Consider the following 24748-nt stretch of genomic DNA (forward strand, 5'->3'; position numbering starts at 1 on the left):
GGTGCCGGCCTAAACTGGTGGAATGACGAGCAAAGAGCAGCTCATAGACCTGGTCGAGCACCTCGACGAGGCCGAGGCGGCCGAGGTGCTGGATCTGCTCGCTTCGCGGTACGCCCACCGCCCTGGCGAGCGGAAGCTTCCGGCTTTCGTCGGGATGGGTCACAGCGGACAGGGTGACCTTGGCCGCCGGGCGAAGGAGATAGTTCGTAAGGAGCTGGGCGGTCACGCCGCGTGACTCGGCCGGTCGTTGTCGTCGACACCGGCCCATTGGTGGCGTTGGCCGACCGTGACGACGCGGATCACGAGCGATGTGTGAAGTGGCTCCGTTTGTGTACGTCGCGCCTTGTCGTGCCGTCCCCGATCGTCGCGGAGGTCTGCTACCTACTCGGTGGCCGCTGCGGCGCCGACGTGGAGGCGGCCTTCCTGGAGGCGTTGGCCGCGAGGGAGCCTTTCGAGGTCGTGGCGCCCGGCCCCGCCGATTACCTGCGCATGGCGGAGCTGGTGCGGACCTACGCCGACTTTCCGCTCGGCGGATCCGACGCGGCGGTCGTGGCACTCGCCGAGCGGCTGCGCGCCGTCGAGGTCGCCACGCTCGACCGCCGGCACTTCTCCGTTGTTCGTCCCCGGAACGGCGTCGCCTTCGTGCTCGTGCCCGCCTAGGTCACGGGGAAAGGTGGTTGCCACCACCACGGGGTGGACTGGAGTTCGATGTGGTCCACCCACTTGACCCACCAGAAGCCGCGCCGTCCCGGTGCCACCAGCCGCAACGGATAGCCGTGCCCCGGTGACAGCGGTGCGTCGCCCACCTCGGTGGCCAGCAGCAGCCCGTCGAGGTCCCGCACCGGCAGGCGTACCCAGTAGCCGGTCGCGGAGTGCACGAGCAGGCTGCGGGCGGCGCCGGTGCTGCGGAGCAGGGCGGACACCGGCACGCCGGTCCAGTCCTGTTCGGCGTACCAGCCGGAGGTGCAGTCGAGCAGGGCGCGCTGCCGCACGGCGTACCCGGAAATGTCGCCGAGTGTGAGCTCGTAGCGACCGTCGGCGTCGACCACCGCGAGCCGCCAGAGCGCCGGGTCGATACGCGGCGTGGTGTCGTCGAGCCAGATCGTGTTCGGCATGGCCGGCGGGTCGAACGAGCCGGCCTCGTACGAGCCGGTGAAGCGGCGCTTGCTGCCCGGCAGGGCGGCGAGCCGCACCGCCGCGGACGTCGCGATGTAGAGGGCGGCCGCCATGGCGGCGACCGTGCCGGTGCGCAGCAGCACCCGGCGGGACAGGTCGGTGCGGCGGGGGCGTACGGGGCGGGTGAGCAGGTGCCACAGCAGCAGCGGCACCAGCGCGAGCGCCGCCGCGACGTGCAGCCACATGCCGCGTACGCCGCCGACGGAGCGGACCAGGCCGGTGGAGTAGCCGAGCCCGGCCAGCAGGGCCGTCACGGCGAGGGCGGCGAGTAGCAGGGACGCCCACCGGCTGGGGCGGGAGCGGCGAAGTCCGGCGCGGATCACGCGGGTCTTCCACGGTATGAGCAGGATCACTAGCATCGCGGCGACCCCGTGCGCGACGACCACCCAGCGGCCCCGGGGCGTGCCGGCGGCGACCGCTCCGACGCCGGTGGCGAACGTCAGGAGCAGCGCGAGGAGGAGCGTCAGGTTGCTGACGCGGCCGCTCGGAGCTCTCATAACATGCGTTATAGCTGCTGAGGCGGGCCTGTCTCAAGGGGGCGTAAGCGGTCCGTAAGAACCTGGCGGAGGTGTCGCTTGGGTTTCGGACCGCAGCCGGCCTTTAGCCCTTCCTTATAGGTCTCTTAAGACACGCAACTCTTCGAAATTCGGTTCAACCAAGTTCGGCCCCGGCTACGTACACGTGGGGCGGAGAGGTGTGCGCTGGTGAAGGAGAGCGTCCGATGCAGTGAGCTCGATCGGGACCGGTGAAGGGCAAGTCACTAGGTGCGCGGAAGGTCGGTAAGCCTTGCTGAAGAGGAAGTACGAAGAGCGCTCCGCGGAGCGCATGGACGACACCGAGACGGTGGAGACGAGCAGTAGCGCGACAGGCTCCCGGCGGAAGTTCCCCCGACTTCCGCTGCTGGGTGCCGTCGGGTTCCTGGCGCTCGCGATGTGGGCCGCCAGCACGACGTTCGGCGGCGCGCTGGCCTCGGTGTACGTCTTCGCGTTCCTCAACTTCTTCGCGGGCGTGTTCACCCTGGTGGCGCTCTCGTTGACCGTGATGGGCGGCCTGGTCGCCACCGACCGGTTCTTCCTGAAGATCGGTCACCGGGTGTTCTTCCAGGGGTTGCACCGCGCGACGGCGATCATCGCGATCGTCTTCCTCGGGCTGCACATCTCGATGAAGGTGCTGTCCGGCAGCGCGACGCTGATCGACCCGTTCGTCCCGTTCGCGAACCTGGCCAACCCGCTCTACGTCGGGCTCGGCACGATCGCCAGCTACCTGATGGTCTCGGTCTTCTGGACCGGCATCATCCGGGCCAAGTTCGCCGGCAGCGGCAAGCCCTGGATGTGGCGGACCCTGCACAGCGGCGCCTACCTGGCTTGGCCGGCGGCGCTCGGACACGGCCTCAACGCCGGCCGGGACGCCAAGACCTGGGTGGTGCTCAGCTACGGCGCGTGCATCGTCGGCGTCGTGATCGCCCTGCTGGTCCGCCTGTACGTGACCCTCGGGCGCCGGACCAACGGCCCCAAGGTGGGACCGACCGCGGTCGGCGTGAACGTGGAGACCGCGCTGATCCCCCGGGTCGGCGACAACCCGTTCCGCCGGGAGCAGGTGTCGGAGAGCTTGGTCGAGTCGACCAGGGAGAATCGCGTCGCGCGGCAGGACCGCGAGGAGATGGAGCCGGCGGCGGCCACCCGTGTCGCTCCCCGCCAGGCGCGGTCGACCGGGGAGCCGTCCCGGGCCCGGCCGCCGGCCGGGCAGCCCTCCCGGGCCGAGCGCCGCGGCGGGTACGCCACGCCGGTCTCCGCCCCGGCGGCGCCGGCCGAGGACCGCTGGAACGAGCCGGTCGTCAGCCGGGCCGAGCCGGAGCCGCCGCGGCGATCCTCCCGGTCGGACGGGCGCCCGCCCCGGTCCCGGGAACGCGTGGAGGAGCCGGTGTCGCGGTCGCAGCAGTCGCGGCGGTCGCGTTCGGACGAGCGCCGCTCGCGGCTGGAGGCGCTGGACGAGCGGGCCGAGGAGCGGCGCGAGCGGGAGCGCGTCGACGTCGACGAGCGCCTGGGCGAGCTGCGCCGGCAGGAGCGGCGCGGTCGCAGCGAGGGCATGCGGCGCGAGCAGGCGGAGGCCAAGCGCGGCCTCACCCAGTGGCGCCGCCGCGGCCGCAGCGAGGACAAGCAGCGCGAGGCCGAGAACGACCGCGAGTGGTACGAGAGCCTGCGCGGCGGGTCCGACGACCGCTCCGAGCCGACGTCCGGTGCCCGGTACGCCGAGCCGACCTCCGGCGGCCGGTACGCCGAGCCGACCTCGGGCGAGGGGTACGCCCCCGCCTCGGCGGCGCCGTACGTGCCCCCGCCGCGCTCGGAGTCCCGCGACAGCCGGCGTGAGCGGCCGGCGGACCGCTGGGCCTCGCCCGGCGACGAGCGGTACGGCGAGGCGCCCGTCTCCGCCCCGGCCGCCCGGTACGAAGAGTCGCGTTACGACTACGACGCGTACGAGGATCGGCGGGTCGAGGAGGAGTCGCCGCGCCGGGGTCGCCTGCGCCTGGTCACCGACGACGAAGACCGCTCGTCCCGCCGTTCCCGGTCGGAGTCCCGCCACAGCCGTACCGCCGACGAAGATCAAGAGCCGCCGCGGCGGTCCCGCCGTACCGGCGAGTACGATTCCGAACCGGGTTACGGTCGCCCCGGTCCGTACCCGCCGGCGGTGGATCCGGCACCGTCCCGCCGTGCCCGGCGGTCGGCGCCGGACGTGATCGACTCGAGTGACCGGTCGTCGCGGCGCGGTCAGCGCGCGGCCGGCGGCGAAGACCTGGACCTGGGCGACGGTGCCTACTGGACAAGGCCGAAGGAAGGGTATGGCAGGTGAGTGGCGGGATGGTTCCTGCGGTCGGGCGTGCCGGCCCGGCCCGGCTGACCGCTGGCTTCGAGCAGTTCGGGCGCCTTGACCTCTACGATCACCAGCAGGTCCACGGCGACCTGCGCCCGATGTCCAGCGCGGACCTCATCTCCCTCGCCGAGCAGATCAAGCTGACCGGCCGGGGCGGCGCGGCGTTCCCGTTCGCCCGGAAGGTGCGCGCGGTGATCGACTCCGCGATGCGCCAGGACAAGCCGATCGTGGTGGTGGTCAACGCCACCGAGGGTGAGCCCGCCGCGTGGAAGGACAAGGTCCTGCTCGCCCGTGCACCGCACCTGATCCTCGACGGCGCCTCGCTCGCCGCCTGGGCCCTGGAGGCCGAGGAGATCGTCATCGGCGTGGAGGGCGAGCACGTCGGCCACGACTCGCTGCGCCAGGCCCTGGCCGAGCGGCGCATGCCGGCCCCGACCCGGATCGTCGCGGTGCCGCACCGGTTCATCTCCGGCGAGGGCGGCGCGCTCGTCCGGGGCATCAACGGCGAGGCGCACATCCCGCCCGGCCGCAAGATCCGGTCCAGCGACTCCGGCGTGGACGGCCTGCCGACGCTGCTGTCCAACGCCGAGACGTACGCGCAGCTGGCGTACGCGGCGACGGTCGGCCCGTACGAGTACGCGGCGGTCGGCACCGCCAAGGAGCCGGGCACAGTCATGCTCACCATCACCGCCAAGGGCAAGCCCAGCGTGGTGGAGGCCCCGACCGGCGTACCGCTGAAAGAGGTCCTGCGGATGTGCGGGACCACGCCGGGGCAGGGTCTGCTGCTCGGCGGCTACCACGGCAAGTGGATCACCGCGGAGGCGGCGAGCCGGGCGGAGATCTCCCGGGAGAGCCTGACCGAGGTCGGCGGCACGCTGGGCGCGGGCATCATGGTCCCGCTGCCCGACGACACCTGCCCGCTCGGCGAGGTGGCCCGGGTCATGCACTACATGGCCGCCGAGTCCGCCGGGCAGTGCGGCCCGTGCCGGCTCGGCCTGCCGGACCTGGCCCGCACGGTGTCCAAGCTGGTCGAGGGCGGCGGCGGCCAGGCCGCCGTGCGCGCTGCCGCGGGCGTGGTGAAGGGCCGCGGCGCGTGCAGCCACCCCGACGGTACGTCCCGGTTCGCCCTCTCCGCGCTGGAGGTGTTCGCGGAGGACATCGCCGCGCACGCCTTTCACGACGGCTGCGGGCGCCCGGTCAAGGGGATCCTGCCGCTGACCAGCACGCCGGAGAAGGAAGAGACCGTCGGCGGCGTCGGCAAGCTGGTCGTGGACTGGACCCGCTGCGACGGGCACGGCCTGTGCGCGCACCTGGTGCCGGAGCTGATCCGGCTGGACGGCAACGGCTACCCGGCCATCGCGGACACGCCGGTGCCCGCCTGGCTGGAGGCGGACGCCCGGCGCGCCGTCGATATGTGCCCCGGTCTCGCGCTCCGGCTGACCGGCGTGGCCCCGAAGGAGAAGCGCAAGACGAAGCCCAAGCCGCGCCAGAAACCCCTCCGCTAGGGGTTACCTTTCTTGGGTGACTGAGATTCTCAGTGACGAGGCCCGGGGCTTCGTCGCCGACCTGCACCGCCGGTTCGCCCCGCGCCGCGACGAGTTGCTGGCCCGCCGAGCCGAGCGCCGCGCCGAGATCGCCCGTACCGGCCGGCTCGACTTCCCGCCGGAGACCGCCGAGATCAGGCTCACCGAGTGGCAGGTGCCGCCCGCCCCGGCCGACCTCACCGACCGGCGGGTGGAGATCACCGGCCCGACCGAGCGCAAGATGGCCATCAACGCCCTCAACTCGGGGGCCAAGGTGTGGCTCGCCGACCTGGAGGACGCCAACACCCCGCACTGGTCCAACGTGGTCGGTGGCCAGCAGAACCTCTACGACGCGGTGCGCCGCACCATCTCGTACGAGACCCCGGAGAAGCACTACGAGTTGGCGGGCGGCCCATACCCGACGATCGTGCCTCGGCCGCGCGGCTGGCACCTCGACGAGCGGCACCTGCCGGTCGACGGCGGGCCGGCCGTCGGGGCACTGGTCGACTTCGGGCTCTACTTCTTCCACAACGCCCGGGAGCTGGTCGAGCGCGGCAGCGGGCCGTACTTCTATCTGCCCAAGATGGAGTCTCACCTCGAGGCTCGACTGTGGAACGACGTCTTCGAGCACGCGCAGGACGCCCTGGGCATCCCGCGCGGCACGATCCGGGCCACCGTCCTCATCGAGACGATCCCGGCCGCGTTCGAGATGGACGAGATCCTGTGGGAGCTGCGCCCGCACGCCGCGGGCCTGAACGCCGGCCGCTGGGACTACCTCTTCAGCATCATCAAGAACTTCCGCGACGCTGGTCCGTCCTTTGTGCTCCCCGACCGGGCGGCGGTGACGATGACCGCGCCGTTCATGCGGGCGTACACGGAGCTGCTGGTGGCGACCTGCCACCGGCGCGGCGCGTTCGCGATGGGCGGCATGGCCGCGTTCATCCCCAGCCGGCGCGACCCGGCCGTCAACGAGGTCGCGCTCGCGAAGGTGCGGGAGGACAAGGAGCGCGAGGCCGGCGACGGCTTCGACGGCTCCTGGGTGGCCCACCCGGACCTGGTGCCGATCTGCCAGGAGGTCTTCGACGCCGCGCTCGGCGACCGCCCCAACCAGCTCGACCGGCAGCGGCCGGACGTCACGGTCACCGCCGCGGAGCTGCTGAACGTGGCCGCCACGCCCGGCGCGGTCACCGAGGCCGGCCTGCGCAACAACGTCTCGGTTGCCCTGCAATACATCGAGGCATGGCTGCGTGGCAACGGCGCCGTCGCCATCAACAACCTGATGGAGGACGCGGCCACCGCCGAGATCTCGCGGTCGCAGATCTGGCAATGGATCCATCAAGGGGTACGCCTCGACGACGGCACCCCGATCACCGCGGAGCTGGTCCGGCGGATCTGCGACGAGGAACTGAGCCGCCTCGGCGAGGGTGGCCGCTTCAAGGAGGCGCGCGACCTCTTCGAGCGGGTCGCGCTGGCCGACGACTTCGCCGACTTCCTGACCGTCCCGGCGTACGAGCTGATCGACTGATGGGGCGATTGCCCGATGACGCGTACGCCGAGCTCGACCAGCGGCTCGGCCCGGTCGACGTGGCGCTGCGGGCCCGCTACCCGGGCGACCCGGTCGGCCGGCAGCCGGTGCACACCGTCTACGTGCCGGCCGACCGGGTGCACGCCGGGCTGGCTGCCGAGTGGAGCGCGGGCGCGCTCGCCGCGCTGGAGGAGAACCCGCCGCCGCCGTACGCCCCCGACCTGGCCGACCGGGTGCTCGCCAAGATCAAGCGGGAGCCGATCGAAGACCTGCGGATCGACTTCGAGGACGGATACGGCGCCCACGACGACGCGGCCGAGGACGCGGCTGCGAAGGCCGCCGCATCCGCGCTGCGCGGCGGGCTCAAGACACCGTTCGTAGGGCTGCGCATCAAGAGCCTGGAACGGTCGAGCCGGCGCCGGGCGGTGCGCACATTGGACACGTTCATCGAGGCGTACGGCGGCCTGCCGCCCGGCTTCGTGGTGACCCTGCCGAAGGTGAACACCCCGGAGCAGGTCGAGGCGATGGCTGTCCTGTGTGGACGGTTTGAGCAGGCGTACGGGTTGCGGGCCGGCACGCTGCGCTTCGAGGCGCAGATCGAGACGCCACCCGCCGTGCTGGGCGCCGACGGGCGGGCCACGGTGGCGCTCCTGATCGCGGCCGCCCAGGGCCGCCTCACCGGACTGCACTACGGCACGTACGACTACAGCGCCTCGCTGAGCATCGCGGCGGCGCACCAGAGCATGGAGCATCCGGTGGCCGACCACGCCAAGGCGGTCATGCAGGTCGCGGCGGCCGGCACCGGCGTACGGCTGTCCGACGGCTCCACCAACGTGCTGCCGGTCGGCGACCCGGCCTCGGTGCGGGGCGCCTGGGCGCTACATGCCCGGCTGGTGCGCCGCTCCCTGGAGCGCGGCTTCTACCAGGGCTGGGACCTGCACCCGGCGCAGCTGCCGACCCGGTTCGGCGCGACGTACACCTTCTTCCGGGACGGTGCGGGCGCGGCGCGGGCCCGGCTGTCGGCGTACCTGGTGCGCCGGGTGAGCGGGGTGCTGGACGAGCCGGCCACCGCCCGCGCGCTGGCCGGGTTCCTGCTGCGCGGGCTCGACTGCGGCGCGCTCGACCCGGACGAGGCCGGGTTCGCGCGCACCGACTTGGAGCGGATATGACGTACGACTTGGTGGTCCGGTCGCGCCGGGTCGTCACGCCGGAGGGGAGCGGCCGGCCGCGGTGTGCGTGTCCGACGGGCGGATCGTGGCCGTCGAGGCGTACGACGCCGACGGGCTGGACGGCGCGCAGGACCTCGGCGACACCGCGCTGCTGCCCGGGTTGGTCGACACGCACGTGCACGTCAACGAGCCCGGCCGTACGGAATGGGAAGGCTTCTCCAGCGCCACGCGGGCGGCGGCGGCCGGCGGCGTGACGACCATTGTGGACATGCCGCTGAACTCCCTGCCGCCCACCGTCAGCGTCGCGGCGCTGGCGCAGAAGCGCGCCGCGGCGACCGGCCAGTGCCACGTCGACGTCGGCTTCTGGGGCGGCGCGATCCCCGGCAACGCGGCCGACCTGCCCGCCCTGTACGACGCCGGCGTGTTCGGCTTCAAGGCGTTCCTGGTCGACTCGGGCGTGCCGGAGTTTCCGCCGCTGGACCCCTCGGGTTTGCGCACCGCGATCGGTGCGGTGGACGCCCTCTTCGTCGTCCACGCCGAAGACCCGGACGAGATCGTCCCGGCCGCCGCCTCCCGCCGGTACGCGGACTTCGTCGACTCCCGCCCGGCCAAGGCGGAGACCGGCGCGGTCGCCGCCGTGGTCGAGGCGGCCAAGGAAACCGGGGCCCGCCTGCACGTGCTGCACGTGTCCGCCGCCCCGGCGCTGGCCGCCACGATGGGCGTCGCCAACGTCACGGTCGAGACGTGCCCGCACTACCTCACGCTCACCGCCGAAGAGGTGCCGGACGGGGCGACCGAGTTCAAGTGCTGCCCGCCGATCCGGGGCGCGGACAACCGCGAGGCGCTGTGGCAAGGGCTCGCGACCGGCGCCATCGACTGCGTCGTGTCCGACCACTCGCCCTGCACGCCCGAGCTCAAGCGCGGCGACACCGGCGACTTCGCCGCCGCGTGGGGCGGGATCGCGTCGCTGCAGATCGGCCTGCCGGTGGTGTGGACACAGGCGACGGCCCGCGGCTTCACCCTCACCGACGTGGTGCGGTGGATGGCGCAGCGGCCGGCGGAGATCGTCGGGCTGACCCGCAAGGGGCGCATCGCCGCCGGGTACGACGCCGACCTGGTCGCGTTCGACCCGGACGCCGCGTTCGTGGTGGACGCCGGCCGGCTGCGGCACCGGCACCCGGTCACCCCGTACCACGGGCGCGCCTTGCTGGGAAAGGTCCAGCGCACCTGGCTGCGCGGCACGGTGGTCGACGGGGTGGCCCCGCTCGGCCGGCTCCTGGTTCGGGGCTCCTCATGAGCGCCGACTGGACTCGGTTGCCCGACCTGGCGGCGCGCTCGCTCGGCGGCAGCGTGGTGTACGCCAACGACGAGTTCTTCGCCGCCCGCGACAACCTGGTGACGGACGCCGCGCCCAGCTTCGAGGCGCAGACCTTCGGTCCCAAGGGCCAGGTGTACGACGGCTGGGAGACCCGCCGGCGCCGGGAGCCCGGTGAGGATCACGCGATCGTCCGGCTGGGCGCGCCCGGCATCGTGCGCGGCGTCGTCGTGGACACGTCGTTCTTCACCGGCAACTACCCGCCATACGCCTCGGTGGAAGCATGCGCGGTCGCCGGCTACCCGGCACCTGAGGAGCTGAGCGGCTGGATCACGGTGGTGCCCAGGTCACCCCTGCACGGCGACAGCCGGAACGCCTTCGTGGTCACCGATCCGCACCGCTTCACCCACGTACGGCTGACCATCTACCCCGACGGCGGGGTGGCCCGGCTACGGGTGCACGGCGACGTCGTACCCGATCCGGAACTGCTCCCGGCGGTCCTGGACCTCGCGGCGATGGAGCACGGCGGCCTGGTCGTCGCGTGCAGCAACATGTTCTACGGCCCGCCGCACCGGCTCATCGCGCCCGGACTGGCCCGGGTGATGGGGAGGGCTGGGAGACCGCCCGCCGTCGCGACGACGCCAACGACTGGGCCGTCGTACGCCTCGCCGCGCCCGGCCGGGTACACCTCGCCGAACTGGACACCAGCCACTTCAAGGGCAACGCGCCAGGGGCGGCGAGCCTGCGCGGGATCGTGTCCGATGTGGACGATCTGGACGGTCTTGACGGCGCGGACGGCTGGTTCGACATGCTGCCGTGCACCCGCCTCCAGCCGGACACGAGACACCGCTTCCGGATCGACGCCGACCGCCCCGCCACGCACGTGCGCCTCGACATCTTCCCGGACGGCGGCATGGCCCGCCTCCGCCTGTACGGCGAGCCAACGCCGACCGCCCGCGCCGCCCTAACCCACCGCTGGCACACAACAACCCCATAACCCCTCCCGCTGGCGCCTCGCGCGCCTCGCCCTCGATCAAGGGCTTGCCCGTCGATCAAGGGCGAACGGTCGTGCTTTGATCTCCAAACCACGACCCTTTGCCCTTGATCGGCGGGCATTCCCTTGATCGGCGGTGGCGTGGGGTGCGTGTGGGATCCCACTCCGGGCGGGCTGGGGTGAGTCCGGGGGTACGGCGTCATCGCGAAGGATCCGGGTCGCTGGGACGACACGGATCCTTCACGATCCGTGCGCGGCCGCGGCGCGTGGGCGTGGGGAACGGCGGGCGCCGTCGATCAAGGACTTTCGCGTCGATCAAGGGCAAACGGTCGTGAAATGGAGATCAAACCACGACCGTTCGCCCTTGATCGACGCGAAAGCCCTTGATCGCCCGGGAGAAGGGCGGGGAGGGGGGATCTATGGTGGTGACTATACTGATTCCGGAAGTATTCCGGTAACGAAGGACGGTCCTGTGAAGATCGTTGATGCGCGGGTGATCGTTACCTGTCCTGGCCGTAACTTCGTCACGTTGAAGGTCGTCACCGATGACGGCGTCACGGGCGTGGGCGACGCGACGCTCAACGGGCGCGAGTTGGCCGTCGCCAGCTACCTGCGCGACCACGTCGTGCCGGCGCTCATCGGGCGCGATCCGGCCCGCATCGAGGACACCTGGCAGTACCTCTACAAGGGTGCCTACTGGCGGCGTGGGCCGGTCACCATGAGCGCCATCGCCGCCGTCGACACCGCGCTGTGGGACATCAAGGGCAAGGTGGCCGGGCTTCCGGTGTACCAGTTGCTGGGTGGGCGGTCGCGCGCCGGCGTGACGGTGTACGGGCATGCCAGTGCGGCCACTGTGGACGGTGTGCTGACCGAGGTGGCACGGTTCGTCAAGGACGGCTACCGGGCGGTACGGATCCAGGCCGGCGTCCCCGGGCTGGCCGGCGTGTACGGCGTCCACATCGGACCCGGCGTCTACGAGCCCGCCGACGCCGCCGTGCCGAGCGAGGCGGTGTGGTCGACCGTGCGCTACCTCAACCATGTGCCGTCGGTGTTCGCGCGGGTGCGCGAGGAGTTCGGACCGGACCTGCGGCTCGTGCACGACGTGCACCACCGGCTCACCCCGATCGAGGCGGCGCGGCTCGGCAAGAGCCTGGAGCCGTACGCGCTGACCTGGATGGAGGACCCGGTGCCGGCCGAGTTACAGGAGGGCTTCCGGCTCATCCGGCAGCACACCACCACGCCGATCGCGGTGGGGGAGGTCTTCAACAGCGTGTGGGACTGCCAGCGGCTGGTCACCGAGCAGCTGATCGACTACGTGCGGACCACGGTCGTGCACGCGGGCGGGATCACGCATCTGCGCCGCATCTTCGACCTCGCCGCGCTCTACCACGTGCGCAGCGGCTCGCACGGCGCCACCGACCTGTCGCCGGTGTGCCTGGCCGCCGCGCTGCACGTCGACATCAGCATCCCCAACTTCGGGCTGCAGGAGTACATGCCGCACGTCGCCGACACCGACGCGGTGTTTCCGCACACGTACCGCTTCGAGGACGGTTTCCTGCACCCGTCCGAGGAGCCGGGGCTGGGCGTCGACATCGACGAGGACCTGGCGGCGCGGTACCCGTACCGGCCGGCGGCGCTGCCGGTCAACCGCCTGGAGGACGGGACCCTGCACAGCTGGTGAGCACCTGCGGCGCCAACGCCGATAGCAGCTCGCCGCGCCGGACCATCGAACCACCCTAACGGGGCACTGCCCGGCGTTGTCCGGTCACGCTACGGTGTCGCGCATAAGCAGCCGGCCAGGAGGCCATGTGGGCGAAGCGGACGAGGCGGTGGTACAGGCCGCGACCGGGCGGTACGCCGCGAGCGGTGATCCCGGCGTACTCCAGGATCCGGTGGCCGTCGTCGCCGCCGCGCGACTGCTCCTGGAGGTGTCCCGCCGCAGCGAGCAGATGGCCCGGCTGGGCGCCGAGGAGCTGCGTCTCATGGGGACGCTCGTCTCCTGGCAGCGGGCCCGGGCGGAGATCGCCCCGGAGGCGGCCGAGGAGGACGAGTGGGCGACGACCCTGGCGTACCTGCGTCTGATGGCGGCCGCGGACGCCGGGGCCATCCCGCGCGACCTGCTTGACATCGCCCGGTCGGCGGAGGAGATCCCGGACCTGGACGACGTCGGCACGGTCTTGCACTGCGCGGCGTTGCCGGCGATGGCGGTCGTGCTGAGCATCGGCCTGGTCGACCTGCTGCCCGAACTGCTCGCCCTGCAACGGCGGGCGGCCACCGTGATCGGCGGGCAGGAGCCGTCACGCCCGCCCTGCCTGTCCAACCTCGCGCTGATCCTTCGCATGCACGGCATGATGCTCGGTCAGGCCGAGTACATCACCGAGTCGGTGTCGTGGGCCCGCCTGGCGGTGGAGGCGATGCCCGCGGACCAGCCGATGCGGTTCGCCATGATGGCGAACCTCGCGCTCAACCTGACCGCCGCCGCCGAGAACCTGGGGCCGCAGCCCGCGGAGGAGGCCGTGACCTGGGCCCGCGCCGCGGTCGACGGGATCGCGCCGGATTCGCCGAACCCCGCTCTGGCACACGACGCGCTGGGGCTCGCGCTGCTGCGTCGCGGCATGTTCAGCGGCACCTTCGACGACCTGGCGGAGTCGGTCGACCAGCACCGGCGGGCCGTGGCGCTGACGCCGCCGTACGCCCCGCAGCGCGGGAACATCCTGGCCAACCTGGGCAACGCGCTGCTCGTCGCGAACGCCATGGAGCCCGAGTCTGCCGACCACGATGCCGGCGTCGCGGCGTTCCGGGAGGCCATCGACACCGCACCGGACGGCCACGGCGACGTGCCGGTCTGGATGTACAACGAGGCCCGGGCGCTGGACCAGCGTGGCCGGTTCACCGGCTCCGCGGCGGACCGGGCCGCGGCGATCGAGCGGATGCGCGAAGCGATGGCGCTGGTCGACGAGAGCCGGGACGTCTGGGCGGCCGGCCGGGCCCTGCTGGCCACCTGGTCCGCGGAGGCCCACCAGGTCCGGGGCGAGGCGGACGACCCGGATCTGATCCGGCAGGCGCGGGCCGCTTTGCAAGCCACCCGCCGGGAAAACTTCCGCTGGCCGCAGCGCGCCTCCGACCTCGCTGACCTGCTCGACAACCGGTACCTGCAGACCGGCGACGGCGCGGCCCTGGACGAGGCGGAAGGGCTGCTGCGCGAGGCGTTGCTGCGCAGCCAGGAGCTGGGCGACGAGCTGTCCCGGCAGGAGCGGGCCGAGCTCGCCCGGATCCTGCTGCGCCAGTGGGACCACACCGGGCGCCCGGAGGCCGTGGCGGAGGCGGTCGAGCTGCTCCGCGCCGTGGCCGACGCCGTGGAGCCGGGCGCGCTCCTGGTGGGCGAGCTGCAGCTGATCGGTGGCGCGTACAGCGCGAAGTACGAGCTGACCGGCGCGCCCGACGACGTCGCCGCGGCCATCGCCGCGTACCGTGATGCCCTCGCGCTCGCGGACGAGGGCGATCCCGAACGGGCCCACCGGCTGGACACCCTCGCGATCACCATCATCATGCGCTACCGGCGGGACGGCGCCGAGTCCGATCTGCGGGAGGCGGTCGCGCTCAGCCAGGAGGCGGTCGACACCCTCCCGGACGGCGATCCCGCTCAGCGGACCCTGCTGATGAACCACGCCCACCTGCTCGGCCTGCGCTACTTCACCGGCGGCGACCCGGCGGACCTTTCGGCGGGGATGGAGGCGGCCCGGCGCGCCAGCGCGATCCCGCTGTCGTCCCGGACCGCCGGCGTCGAGGCGCACACCTCGAATCTGCCGCAGGGTCTGGTGGAGCACTACGTGCGGACCGGCGACCTCGCGATGCTGAACGAGGCCATCACCGTCCTGCAGGAGACGCTGGCCGGCCTGCCGCCGGGCCATCCGCACCACACCGGCGCGCTGTCCGATCTGGGGTACGCCCTGCAACTGCGCTACCAGGCGACCGGCGACCAGGAGGACCTGTCGGCGGCGCTGCGCGTCGGCCGGGCGTCGGTCGACGCGACCGGGCCGGAGCACTTCCAGCGCACCGCCCGGGTGCTCAACTACCTGGCGTCCGTGTGGGCCCGCTACCAGACGTCGGGCGAGTACGCCGTGCTCGACGACGGGGAGCGGATGGCCGCCGAGGCGGTGCGCACCCTCCCCGCGGGCGCGCCGGAACGGTCCCGGCTGCTCTCGGCGTACGGCACGCTGCTGCACGCCAGGGCGGAACGCACCGGCGACTCCGACGCGTACGCCGACGCGTCCCGCGTGCGTGCGGAGGCACTGGAGGCCACGCGTCCGGGGCGCCCGGCCGCGACACCCTGGCCAACGGGCTCGGCGTGACGCTGCTGCACCTGGCCGGGCGGACCGACGATCCGGAGCTGCTCGACCGGGCGGTGGCGGCGTTTCAGGTCGCGGTGGAGGAGATGCCGGAGGCGCATCCCGAGCGCGCGCTGCGCTGGGGCAACCTCGCGCTGGCGCTCGCCATCCGGGTGGCGTCGCAACCGGAGCAGGGGTCGCCTTGGCGGGCCCGGCTGGCGCTGCGGCGGGCGCTTGAGGAACTGCCGTCCGGACACCTGCAGCTGTCCAGCATGCTGAACGCGGTCGGACTGGCCGCCGGGCTCCTCGACTCCGATCGGGAGGAGGCCGTGCGCCACCTGCGGGCCGCCGCCGAGCAGCCCACCGGCCTGCTGGAGGTACGCGTGCGGGCCGCCGGCGGCTGGGCCGACCACGCCCGTGCGGCCGGCGACGTGCCGAGCGCGCTGGCGGCGTACCGGCTGGCCCTGGAGCTGCTGCCCCGGCTCGCCCCGCGCACGGCCGGCGCGGTGGACCAGGAGTTCTGGCTCGCCGAGCACAGCGGCCTGGCCGGCGCCGCGGCCGCCTGCGCGCTGGACATCGGCGACGTCACCGGCGCCGTCGAGCTGCTGGAGCAGGGGCGCGGCATCGTGCTGTCGTACGGCCTGGACACCGGCGGCGACCTGGGCCGGCTGCGCGACGCCGACCCGCAGGCGGCCGCCCGCTTCGAGACGCTCCGGGGGAGCATGGTCTCGGCCTCGACCGGGACGGCCCCACTGCCCGGCGAGCCGACCGTCGTGCCCGACATCGGCGACATCCTGCGGCTGTCCCGGGAGTGGGACAAGCTCCTGGCGGAGATCCGGGCCAAGCCCGGGTTCGGCCGGTTCCTGCTGCCGCCGGCGGCCGCGGATCTGCTGCCGCCCGACGCGTCGAGCACCACCGTCATCCTCACCGCCGCCGCGACCCGCTGCGACGCGCTGATCCTGCGCCCGTCGGGCGTGACCGCGCTGCCGCTGTCCGGCCTGGACTACGAGGCCGTCCAGGGCCTGCGGGCGCAGGTGCACCAGCTGGGCGCGGTGATCTCCGCCGGTGCCGAGGCGGACGTCGGCGAGCACGTCGCCGCCGAGGAGGGCCTGCGCGAGGTCCTCGCCCGGCTCTGGCGGGACGTGGCCGCGCCCGTCCTCGACGCGCTGGGCCATGCCGGGCCACCCGCCGGCGCGTGGCCGCGGGTGCACTGGGTGACCTGCGGCGGGTTCGCCGGGTTGCCCGTACACGCGGCGGAGGATCCGGCCCTCGGCGCCGGCGCCGCCGTCGTCGAGCGGGTGGTGTCGAGCTACGCGCCCACCGCCCGGGTGCTGGAGCACGCCCGGCGGTCCACCGTCCACAGTCGACTCGGCCGGCGCGTGCTCATCGTGGGCAGCGACGCGTCCGGCCGGTTGCCGGCCATCGAGGCGGAGGTGGCCGGGCTTTCCGGGCGGTTCGCGGCCGCGACGGTGCTCAAGGGGCCTTCGGCGACGCCGGAACGGGTGCTGCGCGCACTCGCCGAGGTCGACGTGGCCCACCTCGCCTGCCCGGCGATCAGCGACGAGGCCAGCCCGGCCCGGAGCCGGCTGTTGCTGGCCGGCGGTGGCCTGACGGTCGGCGACGTGGGCCGGATGAGCCGGGTGCCGGCCCGGCTCGCGTACCTCTCCGCCTGCTCCACCGCACAGACCAATGTGGACCGCCTTGCCGACGAGGCGATCCACGTCGCGTCGGCCTTTCACCTGGCCGGTTTTCGCGGCGTCGTCGGCACGCTCTGGCCGGTCGCGGACACGGTCGCGGCGGACCTGGCGGCCGACTTCTACGAGCATCTGGTCTGGGCGTGGGACGATCCCGCCGGGGCGGTCCACGAGGCCGTCCGCCGCCGCCGGGCCGCCGCACCCCTGCTGGCCCGGGACTGGGCCAGCCTCGTCCACGTCGGACTGTGACAGGAGGACCCCATCAGCAACGCCGAGCACACCGACGAGGCACAGCGGCTCACCGCCCTGCTGTGCGGGGCACTCCCGTACCTGGTGCGGGCGGCCGAGCGGGTCGACCGCGAGGGCGGTGGCCCGGATCCCGGGTACGACGGCGGGTGGCAGGCCCGGGTGGCCGCGCTGCGCCGCCTGTTCACCATCGGTACGGCGGTGCCGCCCGGCGCCCGTGCCGAGCTGCTGGCGATCAAGGACGCGCTGGGCGTACCGATCCCGGTCCCGCACCGGAGCGAGCAGCCGGGGATGATCGACCGGCCGGACCGCAACCGGCTGCCGATCGGGCTCGCCGGGCACCCGGTCGTCGACGTGTTCGGTTGCCCGCACGGCCGGTGCGACCGCTGGTGGCGCAACCGTCCGGGCACCCCACCCGCCCGCTGCGAGCTGTACGGCGGCCAGCTCACCCTGAGCCCGTGAGGGGCCCGGCATGATCGGTCTCCTCGGCGAGGTCGGCAAGGGCCTCGCCGGCCGGCTGTCGGCCGCGGTCGCCCTGCCCGGGCTGCTCTTCCTCGGCGCGGTCTACCTCGCGGCCGGCGTGGCCGGCTGGCACCCGGGCGACGGCCTGAGCGGGGTCTTCGGTGCGCACGGGTCGGCCCTGGACCTGGGCGCCTTCGTGGCCTGGAGCGGCGCCCACCTGAAGAGCCTGCAGGACGCGGGCACCGCCGCGATCGCCGTCACGGCCGTGGCGGTCTTCCTGCTCGCCCTCGCGGCCGCGCTGGCCGCCCAACTGGTCGGCTGGGCGATCCAGCGGATGTGGCTGGGGAGCCTGCCGTTCGCGGGCGCCCTCACCCGGCGCCGGGCGGACCGCTGGCGGGCCGCCGACGAGCGGCTGGACGAGCCGGCACGGCAGATCCGCGCCGGTGAGCAGCCGGACGAGGCGCGCATCGCGGAGCTGTCCGCCCGGCGCAACGAGATCGCCCTGCACCCGCCGCGGGCGGCGACGTGGATGGGCGACCGGCTGCTCGCGGTGGAGAGCCGCGTGCACGTGACGTACGGGCTGGATCTGGCCTCCGCCTGGCCGCGGCTGTGGCTGGTCGCCTCGGACGCCGCGCGGGCCGAGTTCGGGCTGGCCCGGGACGCGTTCGACCGCGCCGCCCGGCTCGGCGGCTGGGGCATCCTGTACGGCCTGCTCGGGCTGGCCTGGTACCCGGCGCTCCTGATTGGGGTGGCCACCGAACTGGTGGCCTGGCGGACCGCCCGGCTGGGCGCGGACCGGCTCGCCGAGGCCACCGAGGCGATCGTGGACCTGCACGTGCACGACCTCGCCGAGCAGGTCCACGTGTCGCCGCCGGCGGGCGTCTTCGACCCGGAGACCGGCCGTACGATCACCCGGCTGCTGCGCAAAGGGGCTTGATGGTCAGGCGCGGAGGCGGTCGATGCTGCGCATCTTGTTCATCGCGTCCAGCGCCGCCACCTTGTACGACTCGGACAGCGTCGGGTAGTTGAAGACCGTGTCGACCAGGTAATCGATCGTGCCCTTGCAGCCCATCACCGCCTGACCGATGTGGACGATCTCGGTGGCGCCGGTGCCGAAGACGTGCACGCCCAGCAGGGTGCGGTCGTCGGGGGAGACGAGCAGCTTGAGCATGCCGTACGAGTCGCCGATGATCTGGCCGCGGGCCAGCTCGCGGTAGCGGGCGATGCCGGTCTCGAACGGGACCCGGCTCTCGGTCAGCTCGTCCTCGGTGCGCCCGACGAAGCTGATCTCCGGGATCGTGTAGATGCCGATCGGCTGCAGCTCGTGCATCGCGTGCACCGGCTCGTCGCAGGCGTGGTGGGCGGCCACCCGGCCCTGCTCCATCGAGGTGGACGCCAGCGCCGGGAAGCCGATCACGTCGCCGACGGCGTAGATGTGCTCGACCTCCGTACGGAAGTTCTCGTCGACCTTGATCCGGCCGCGCGCGTCCGCGCTGAGCCCGGCGACCTCCAGCGCGAGCTGGTCGGCCATGCCCTGCCGGCCGGCGGAGTACATGACGACGTCGGCGGCGATCCGCTTGCCGCTCTCCAGGACGGCGATCGCGCCGCGCGGGTGGTGCTCGACCGCCGCCACCGTCTCGCTGAACCGGAACGTCACCGACAGGTCGCGCAGGTGGTACTTGAGCGCCTCGATGATCTCCAGGTCGCAGAACTCCAGCATCCGGTCGCGCCGCTCCACGACGGTGACCTTGGTGCCAAGTGCGGCGAACATCGACGCGTACTCGATGCCGATCACGCCGGCGCCGACCACGACCAGGGACTGCGGGACGTGCTGGAGGTTGAGGATGCCGTCCGAGTCGATGATCGTTCGCTCGTCGAACTCGACCGACGCGGGGCGCGCGGGCCGGGTGCCGGCGGCGATGACGATCTTCTCGCCGGTCACCTTCTGCTCCCGCCCGGAATCGTCCAGCACGCGCAGGGTGTGCGGGTCGGTGAAGCTGCCGGTGCCGGTCAGCAGCCGGATCCGGTTGCGGGCCAGTTGGCTGCGGACGACGTCGATCTCCCGCCCGATGACGTGCTGGGTGCGGGCGGTCAGGTCGTCGACCGTGATGTCGTCCTTGAGGCGGTAGCTCTGGCCGTACATCTCCCGCTGGCTGAGGCCGGTGAGGTACAGGACCGCCTCGCGGAGCGTCTTGGAGGGGATGGTGCCGGTGTTGATGCACACCCCGCCCATCATGTGCCGGCGCTCGATGATTGCGACCCGCCGGCCGAGCTTGGCGGCGGCTATGGCGGCCTTCTGACCACCGGGGCCCGAGCCCAGGACGAGCACGTCGTAGTCATACACACCGTCATTCTCGCAGGATTCGGTTACCAGAGCCTTACGAGTAATGGCTACGGTTACCTGGTGAGATTCACTCCTGCGGCGTTCGGCGGCCGCCCGGACGGCGACCGGATGGGCCGGTCCGCCCGATACCGGGACGGCCGCTTCCACAACACGGTGCCGGCGACCACGCTGACGCCGGGCACCGCCCCAGGGGCGATGCGCGAGTTGATCTTCGGCAAGCAGCGCCGGCGACCCTCCGGCCCGGTGCCGCTGGTCACCCCCGGTGCGGCGCCCGCCGACGGGCTCCACGTGACCTGGTACGGCCACGCGTCCACCCTGATCGAGATCGATGGCCGGCGGGTGCTCTTCGACCCGGTGTGGAGCAAGCGGTGCTCGCCGTTCCAGTTCGCCGGGCCGCGCCGGCTGCACCCGCCGCCGATCCCGCTGGACCAGTTGCCCGCCCTGGACGCCATCGTCATCTCGCACGACCACTACGACCACCTGGACATGCCCACGGTGCGCTCGCTGGTACGCACCCAGGAGGCGCCGTTCCTGGTGCCGCTCGGCGTCGGCGCGCATTTGGACCGCTGGCGCGTACCCAAGGATCGGATCGTCGAACTGGACTGGGACGACGGCGTCGAAGTGTCCGGCCTGCGCTTCACCGCGACGGCGGCCCGGCACTTCTCCGGCCGGGCGTTCGCGCGCGACCGTACGCTGTGGGGCTCGTGGGTGGTCAGCGGCGGCGACCGGTCGGTCTTCTACACCGGCGACTCGGGCTACTTCGACGGGTACGCCGCGATCGGCGAGGCGCACGGCCCGTTCGACATCAGCCTGATCCAGATCGGCGCGTACAGCCCGGCGTGGCCGGACATCCACATGACGCCGGAAGACGCCGTGAAGGCCCACGTCGACCTGCGCGGCGGCCTGCTGCTGCCGGTGCACTGGGCCACGTTCAACCTGTCCTTCCACGCCTGGAGCGAGCCGGCCGACCGGCTCTGGCGGGAGGCCAAGGCGTACGACGTGAGCGTGACGATCCCGCGCCCCGGCGAGCGCGTCGACGTCTCCGACCCGCCCACAGTGGATGGCTGGTGGCAACCGCTGAGTTGATCTGGCCGCAACACCGCCGAAAAGTGCGGTGCAGAGGATCTTGGGCATGCGGAAGAGCGCTGTACTCCTGCCTGTCCTTTCGGCGGCCCTCACGGCCGTCGTCGTGATCTCCGTGCTGGCGCCGCAGGCGCCCGCGCCGTCCGAGTCGCAGTCCACGTCCGTCAAGGTCGACGGGGTCGTGAGCGCGGCGAACATCGAGAGCGTCGCGTACACCCAAGCCGTCGCCGCCGCCCAGACCCGCAAGCCGAAGGTGACCGTGATCGGCACCGGCGGCACGATCTCCGGGGTGGCGACGTCGCGCAGCAGCTTCCAGGACTACCGGTCCGGGCAGATCGCGATCGCGGACATGGTCGGCCAGCTCCAGCCCGAGATCGGCCAGGTCGCCGACGTGAGCACCGTGCAGTTCGGCAACAAGGGCTCGGGCGGGTACACGATCGCCGAGTTCCACGCGCTCACGCTGGCCGTGCAGAAGGCGCTGAAGACGTCCGACGGCGTCGTGGTGACCACCGGCACGGACACGATGGAGGAGTTCGCGTACTGGCTGGACCTCACGGTCCGGGACCAGAAGCCGGTCGTACTCACCGGTGCCATGCGCCCATGGGCGGCCGTGACGCCGGACGGCCCGCAGGTGATCGGCGCCGACGGTCCGGCCAACCTCTACAACGCGATCGTGCTGGCGGCCAGCCAGACCACGTACTGCTTCGGGACCGTGCTGATGCTGGGCGATGAGTTCCACGCCGCCCGGGACGTCACGAAGACCAGCTCGTACCGGATGGACACCTTTCAGACCCGGGAGTTCGGCGTGCTCGGCTGGATCGACGGGCCGAACATCAAGGTGGGCCGGGCGCCGGCGCGGGTCCAGAAGTGTGACAGCAAGAAGAGCTGGCTCACCCCGTTCGACGTGGAGAAGGTCAAGCCGGAGGCGCTGCCCCGGGTCGAGGTGGTGACCAGCTACCAGCAGGCCGGCGGGGAGGCCATCACGGCGTTCGCGGACGCCGGCGTGAAGGGCATCGTCACCGCCGGGACCGGCTCCGGCGGCCTTTCGTCCGCGCAGACCGCCGCGCGCACCGCGGCCGCCGCGAAGGGCGTGGTCTTCGTGAGTACGACGAGGGTGGGCTCCGGATCGGTGTACGGCGGCAGCACCACGCAACCGATCATCGCCGGCGACGACCTGCTGCCGCAGAAGGCCCGGTTGCTGCTGTTGCTGAGCCTGGCGTTCGCGCCGACCGACGTGGCGAAGGTACGCCAGTGGGTGACCACGCTCGGCAACCCCGAGTGGGACACCGCGCCCTGACCGGCTCGCCTACGGTGGGGTGATGAGCGCCTCCCAGCGGTTGCGCCGTCGATATGTCGACGGGCTACGCCGCGAGGGCGCCATCACCCGGCCGGAGGTGGCCGGCGCGTTCGCGGCGGTGCCCCGGGAGGTGTTCGTCGCGGACGGCTTCCACGGGCGGGACGGCACCTGGGTGCCGGCGGACGGCGACGGCTTCTTGGAGAGCGTCTACACCAACGACGTGCTCGTCACCAAGATCCGCGACGGGCGGCCGGTCAGCTCGTCCAGCCAGCCTTCGCTGATGGCCGCCATGATCGAAGGGCTTGAGCTGCGGCCCGGCACCCGAGTGCTTGAGGTCGGCGCGGGCACCGGCTACAACGCCGCCCTGATGGCCGCCGTCGGGGCCCGGGTGACCAGCATCGACGTACAGGCCGACGTGCTCGGGCGGGCGCGCGCCGCGCTCGCCCGGTGCGGCGCCGCCGGCGTCCTGCTGCACGAGGGCGACGGCTATGACGGGTACGCCGCGGGCGCGCCCTACGACCGGGTGATCGTGACCGTCGGGGTGGCCGGGGCGTCGCCGCGCTGGCTGGAGCAGCTCGCCCCGGACGGGTTCGTGCTGGTCCCGCTGCGGCACGCCGGCCACCACCCGGTCCTGCGGGTACGCCGGGAGCCGGACGGGGTGGTGCACGCGGCCGGGGTGTGCCCGGCCGGGTTCATGTCGGCGGCCGGGCCGCTGTCCGCGCCGTACCCGTCGGCCCATCCGCTGCCGGTCGATCCGCTGCCGGCGGCGACGGTTGCCCGGCCGGCGCGCTTCGACCCGCCGCTGGACGTGTTCCGCTACCACGACCTGTGGTTCGCGGTCGGCGCCTGGGACGGCCGGGCGACGTTCGCGCAGCTGGCCGGCGCTCCCAGTGAGAGCGGCTGCGCGCTGCTGGACGAGACCGGCGTGGGCGGCGCGGGGATCGCGCCGGACGGCTCCATCCACGCGACCGGCGCGCACGCCGGGGCGTACTCGGAAAGGGCCGCCGCCCTGCTGGATCGGTGGGTGACCAGCGGGGAGCCGGCGGTGCCCGCGTGGCGCGCGGCGATGGCGCTCGACGGCGATCCCGACCGCCCGATCTGGGTGCCCCGCGGCTGGCACCTCACTCCCCAACCCTGATCACCAGGTGGCGCGGCGGCGGTCGCGCCAGGGGCGGCCGTCGGGGTCGTAGACGAGGCGGTAGGCGGGGACCGCCCAGAGCCGGGTCAGCCGAGACACGCGCTCCGGCTCGTGCGGCAGCAGGCGGCCGGGCGGGCGCGGTCCGGACCGGCCGCCCTCGTGCCACGCCTCCAGCGCTTGCGCGGCCGCCACGGCGGCTCGCACCGCGGCCTCCGGGTCGATCAGGCCGGCGTCGTCGGACCGGTCCAGGTGCTCGCGCATCAGCCGCAGCCGCAGGTCGCGGGCGAAGGCCCGGGCGCCGTCGCCGAGGCCGGCCGGGTCGGCCGGCGCGCGCTCGTCGCGGGTCTCATCGAGTACGGCGCACGACAGCTCGCTGTCGTGTGTCCACGAGCGACGGTTGAAGTTGTCGCTGCCGACGCTGGCCCACACGTCGTCGACCACACACACCTTCGCGTGTACGTAGACCGGGTTGCCGGCGTGGTTTTCCACGTCGAACGCGTGCACCCGGTCCGCGCCCGCCCGGCGGCACACCTCCAGCGCCTTGGCCCGGCCGACCTGGTTGGGCGGCCACGCCAGCCGGCCGTCCACGTCCGGGTAGCGGGGGACCACGACGATCAGGTGCAGGTCGGGGTGGCGGGTCAGGGCGTCCGCGAAGAGGTCGGCCACCTCCGTCGACCAGAGGTACTGGTCCTCCAGGTAGATCAGGCGCCGGGCCCGGCGGACCGCCTTGGTGTAGCCGCGGGCCACGGTCCGCTCGCCGCGCGGCGCGAACGGGTACCCCGGTCGCCGCGCCGGGTACGTGCGCAGGACCTGCACCGCGTGCGGCCCGGCCGGCGGGGGATCGGGCGGCTGCGGCGGCAGGGGGTCGGCCGTCAGGTCGGCGCCGCCCAGCTTGTCGCGGATCCAGGCGAGCGGGCTGTGCGCGTCCAGCGGCGCCGGATCGCGCCACCGCTCACGGAACACGCTGTCCAGCGCTCCCACCACCGGCCCGCGCAGCTGCAGCTGTACGTCGTGCCACGGCGGCCGGTCGCCGTACCGCTGGGACATCCGGATAGCCTGCGGGTCACCCTGGTGCTCGGCGTCGTCGCGGCGGCTGTGGCACAGGTCGATGCCGCCGGCGAACGCCACGTCCCGCTCGGGCCGGCCCGGGTGCCGCAGCACGACCAGCTTCTGGTGGTGCGAACCGCCCCGGCGTACCCGCTGGTCGAGCAGCACCTCGCCGCCGGCCTCCTCGATCACCTCGCCGAGGTGCCGGTTCTCCTCCTCGCTGTACTGCAGCGCGTCCAGGTGGGAGCGCCACATCAGGCCCTTCACCACGACGCCCCGCCTGGCCGCCCCGCTGAAAAGGGCGGAGACGGTGGGGCCCTCGGGGCGCATGCGCTCGTCGGGGTCGCCGCGCCAGTCGGTGAAGAAGAGGTGGTCGCCGGCGGCCAGCCCTTCCACGACGGAGACGAGCCGGGCGAAGTACGCCGCGCCGTGAATCAGTGGCTCCGTGGTGTTTCCCATGGTCCAGGCGGGTATGTCGGATGCGGGGTTACCACGCTCCCGGGCGGAGAGGAACCACTGCTCATGCGGCACGAATCCAG

The 24748-nt window shown here is 73.0% G+C and carries 19 protein-coding genes and 1 pseudogene; 17 read left to right on the top strand and 3 right to left on the bottom strand.

The window, feature by feature from the left end:
- Positions 1 to 22: 22 nt before the first annotated feature.
- Both Prum_RS30415 and Prum_RS30420 read left to right on the top strand, forming a co-directional pair.
- A complete protein-coding gene (locus tag Prum_RS30415; protein ID WP_173079592.1) occupies positions 23 to 235 on the top strand; it encodes a hypothetical protein in 213 nt (70 codons plus the stop codon).
- On the top strand, positions 232 to 660 hold the full coding sequence (locus Prum_RS30420) for a type II toxin-antitoxin system VapC family toxin (RefSeq protein ID WP_173079593.1): 429 nt from the start codon (positions 232 to 234) through the stop codon (positions 658 to 660). The genes Prum_RS30415 and Prum_RS30420 overlap by 4 nt, the downstream gene beginning before the upstream one ends.
- Here the strand turns inward: Prum_RS30420 and Prum_RS30425 are convergent.
- Positions 657 to 1673: a molybdopterin-dependent oxidoreductase gene (locus tag Prum_RS30425; protein ID WP_173079594.1), complete on the bottom strand. Its 1017-nt coding sequence runs from the start codon at positions 1671 to 1673 to the stop codon at positions 657 to 659. The genes Prum_RS30420 and Prum_RS30425 overlap by 4 nt on opposite strands.
- A gap of 289 nt (positions 1674 to 1962) precedes the next feature.
- Here Prum_RS30425 and Prum_RS30430 point away from each other — a divergent pair, with 289 nt between their 5' ends.
- The 12 genes and pseudogenes from Prum_RS30430 to Prum_RS30480 all read left to right on the top strand — a co-directional run bounded on the left by Prum_RS30430 (position 1963) and on the right by Prum_RS30480 (position 18237).
- Positions 1963 to 4023: a hypothetical protein gene (locus Prum_RS30430; protein WP_173079595.1), complete on the top strand. Its 2061-nt coding sequence runs from the start codon at positions 1963 to 1965 to the stop codon at positions 4021 to 4023.
- Positions 4024 to 4031: 8 nt separating this feature from the next.
- Positions 4032 to 5549 (top strand): NADH-quinone oxidoreductase subunit NuoF family protein, encoded by a 1518-nt coding sequence (locus Prum_RS30435; RefSeq protein WP_173079596.1) that lies wholly within the window; start codon positions 4032 to 4034, stop codon positions 5547 to 5549.
- 16 nt (positions 5550 to 5565) lie between these two features.
- Positions 5566 to 7092 carry a malate synthase A gene (aceB, locus tag Prum_RS30440; RefSeq protein WP_173079597.1) on the top strand — a complete coding sequence of 509 codons (1527 nt, stop codon included), beginning with the start codon at positions 5566 to 5568 and terminating at the stop codon, positions 7090 to 7092.
- On the top strand, positions 7092 to 8261 hold the full coding sequence (locus Prum_RS30445; protein ID WP_173079598.1) for a DUF6986 family protein: 1170 nt from the start codon (positions 7092 to 7094) through the stop codon (positions 8259 to 8261). The genes aceB and Prum_RS30445 overlap by 1 nt, the downstream gene beginning before the upstream one ends.
- Positions 8262 to 8328: 67 nt before the next feature.
- Positions 8329 to 9558 (top strand): allantoinase AllB, encoded by a 1230-nt coding sequence (allB, locus tag Prum_RS30450; protein ID WP_246278191.1) that lies wholly within the window; start codon positions 8329 to 8331, stop codon positions 9556 to 9558.
- A pseudogene (locus Prum_RS52125) lies at positions 9555 to 9986 on the top strand (allantoicase); the annotation flags it as partial. The gene allB and the pseudogene Prum_RS52125, both read left to right, overlap by 4 nt.
- A gap of 131 nt (positions 9987 to 10117) precedes the next feature.
- Positions 10118 to 10573: a hypothetical protein gene (locus tag Prum_RS52130; RefSeq protein ID WP_246278636.1), complete on the top strand. Its 456-nt coding sequence runs from the start codon at positions 10118 to 10120 to the stop codon at positions 10571 to 10573.
- Positions 10574 to 11042: 469 nt separating this feature from the next.
- Positions 11043 to 12251, top strand: a complete 1209-nt coding sequence (manD, locus tag Prum_RS30460; RefSeq protein ID WP_173079599.1) for a D-mannonate dehydratase ManD — start codon at positions 11043 to 11045, stop codon at positions 12249 to 12251.
- Positions 12252 to 12378: 127 nt separating this feature from the next.
- The gene (locus tag Prum_RS30465; RefSeq protein ID WP_173079600.1) at positions 12379 to 14922 is read left to right on the top strand and encodes a hypothetical protein; all 2544 of its coding nucleotides are present in this window, start codon (positions 12379 to 12381) and stop codon (positions 14920 to 14922) included.
- Positions 14919 to 16841, top strand: coding sequence for a CHAT domain-containing protein (locus Prum_RS30470; protein ID WP_173079601.1), 1923 nt, complete (start codon positions 14919 to 14921; stop codon positions 16839 to 16841). Before Prum_RS30465 ends, Prum_RS30470 begins: the two co-directional genes overlap by 4 nt.
- Before the next feature lie 84 nt (positions 16842 to 16925).
- Positions 16926 to 17300, top strand: a complete 375-nt coding sequence (locus tag Prum_RS30475; protein ID WP_173079602.1) for a hypothetical protein — start codon at positions 16926 to 16928, stop codon at positions 17298 to 17300.
- 10 nt (positions 17301 to 17310) lie between these two features.
- Positions 17311 to 18237 carry a hypothetical protein gene (locus tag Prum_RS30480; RefSeq protein WP_173079603.1) on the top strand — a complete coding sequence of 309 codons (927 nt, stop codon included), beginning with the start codon at positions 17311 to 17313 and terminating at the stop codon, positions 18235 to 18237.
- Positions 18238 to 18240: 3 nt separating this feature from the next.
- Here Prum_RS30480 and sthA read toward each other — a convergent pair whose 3' ends face one another.
- Entirely contained in the window at positions 18241 to 19644 is a 1404-nt protein-coding gene (gene sthA, locus Prum_RS30485; protein WP_173079604.1) for a Si-specific NAD(P)(+) transhydrogenase, read from the bottom strand.
- Here sthA and Prum_RS30490 point away from each other — a divergent pair.
- From Prum_RS30490 to Prum_RS30500, 3 genes are read left to right on the top strand one after another with little or no spacing between them, the layout of a single operon-like run.
- Positions 19639 to 20730, top strand: coding sequence for an MBL fold metallo-hydrolase (locus tag Prum_RS30490; protein ID WP_246278637.1), 1092 nt, complete (start codon positions 19639 to 19641; stop codon positions 20728 to 20730). The genes sthA and Prum_RS30490 overlap by 6 nt on opposite strands.
- A 46-nt stretch (positions 20731 to 20776) precedes the next feature.
- The gene (locus tag Prum_RS30495; RefSeq protein WP_173079605.1) at positions 20777 to 22024 is read left to right on the top strand and encodes an asparaginase; all 1248 of its coding nucleotides are present in this window, start codon (positions 20777 to 20779) and stop codon (positions 22022 to 22024) included.
- A gap of 22 nt (positions 22025 to 22046) precedes the next feature.
- Positions 22047 to 23162 (top strand): protein-L-isoaspartate O-methyltransferase family protein, encoded by a 1116-nt coding sequence (locus tag Prum_RS30500; protein ID WP_173079606.1) that lies wholly within the window; start codon positions 22047 to 22049, stop codon positions 23160 to 23162.
- Here the strand turns inward: Prum_RS30500 and Prum_RS30505 are convergent, their stop codons facing one another.
- Positions 23163 to 24668, bottom strand: coding sequence for a phospholipase D family protein (locus tag Prum_RS30505; RefSeq protein ID WP_371871392.1), 1506 nt, complete (start codon positions 24666 to 24668; stop codon positions 23163 to 23165). It lies immediately after the preceding gene.
- Positions 24669 to 24748 lie beyond the last annotated feature (80 nt).

This window comes from Phytohabitans rumicis (genome assembly GCF_011764445.1).
GTDB classification, from domain to species: Bacteria; Actinomycetota; Actinomycetes; order Mycobacteriales; family Micromonosporaceae; genus Phytohabitans; species Phytohabitans rumicis.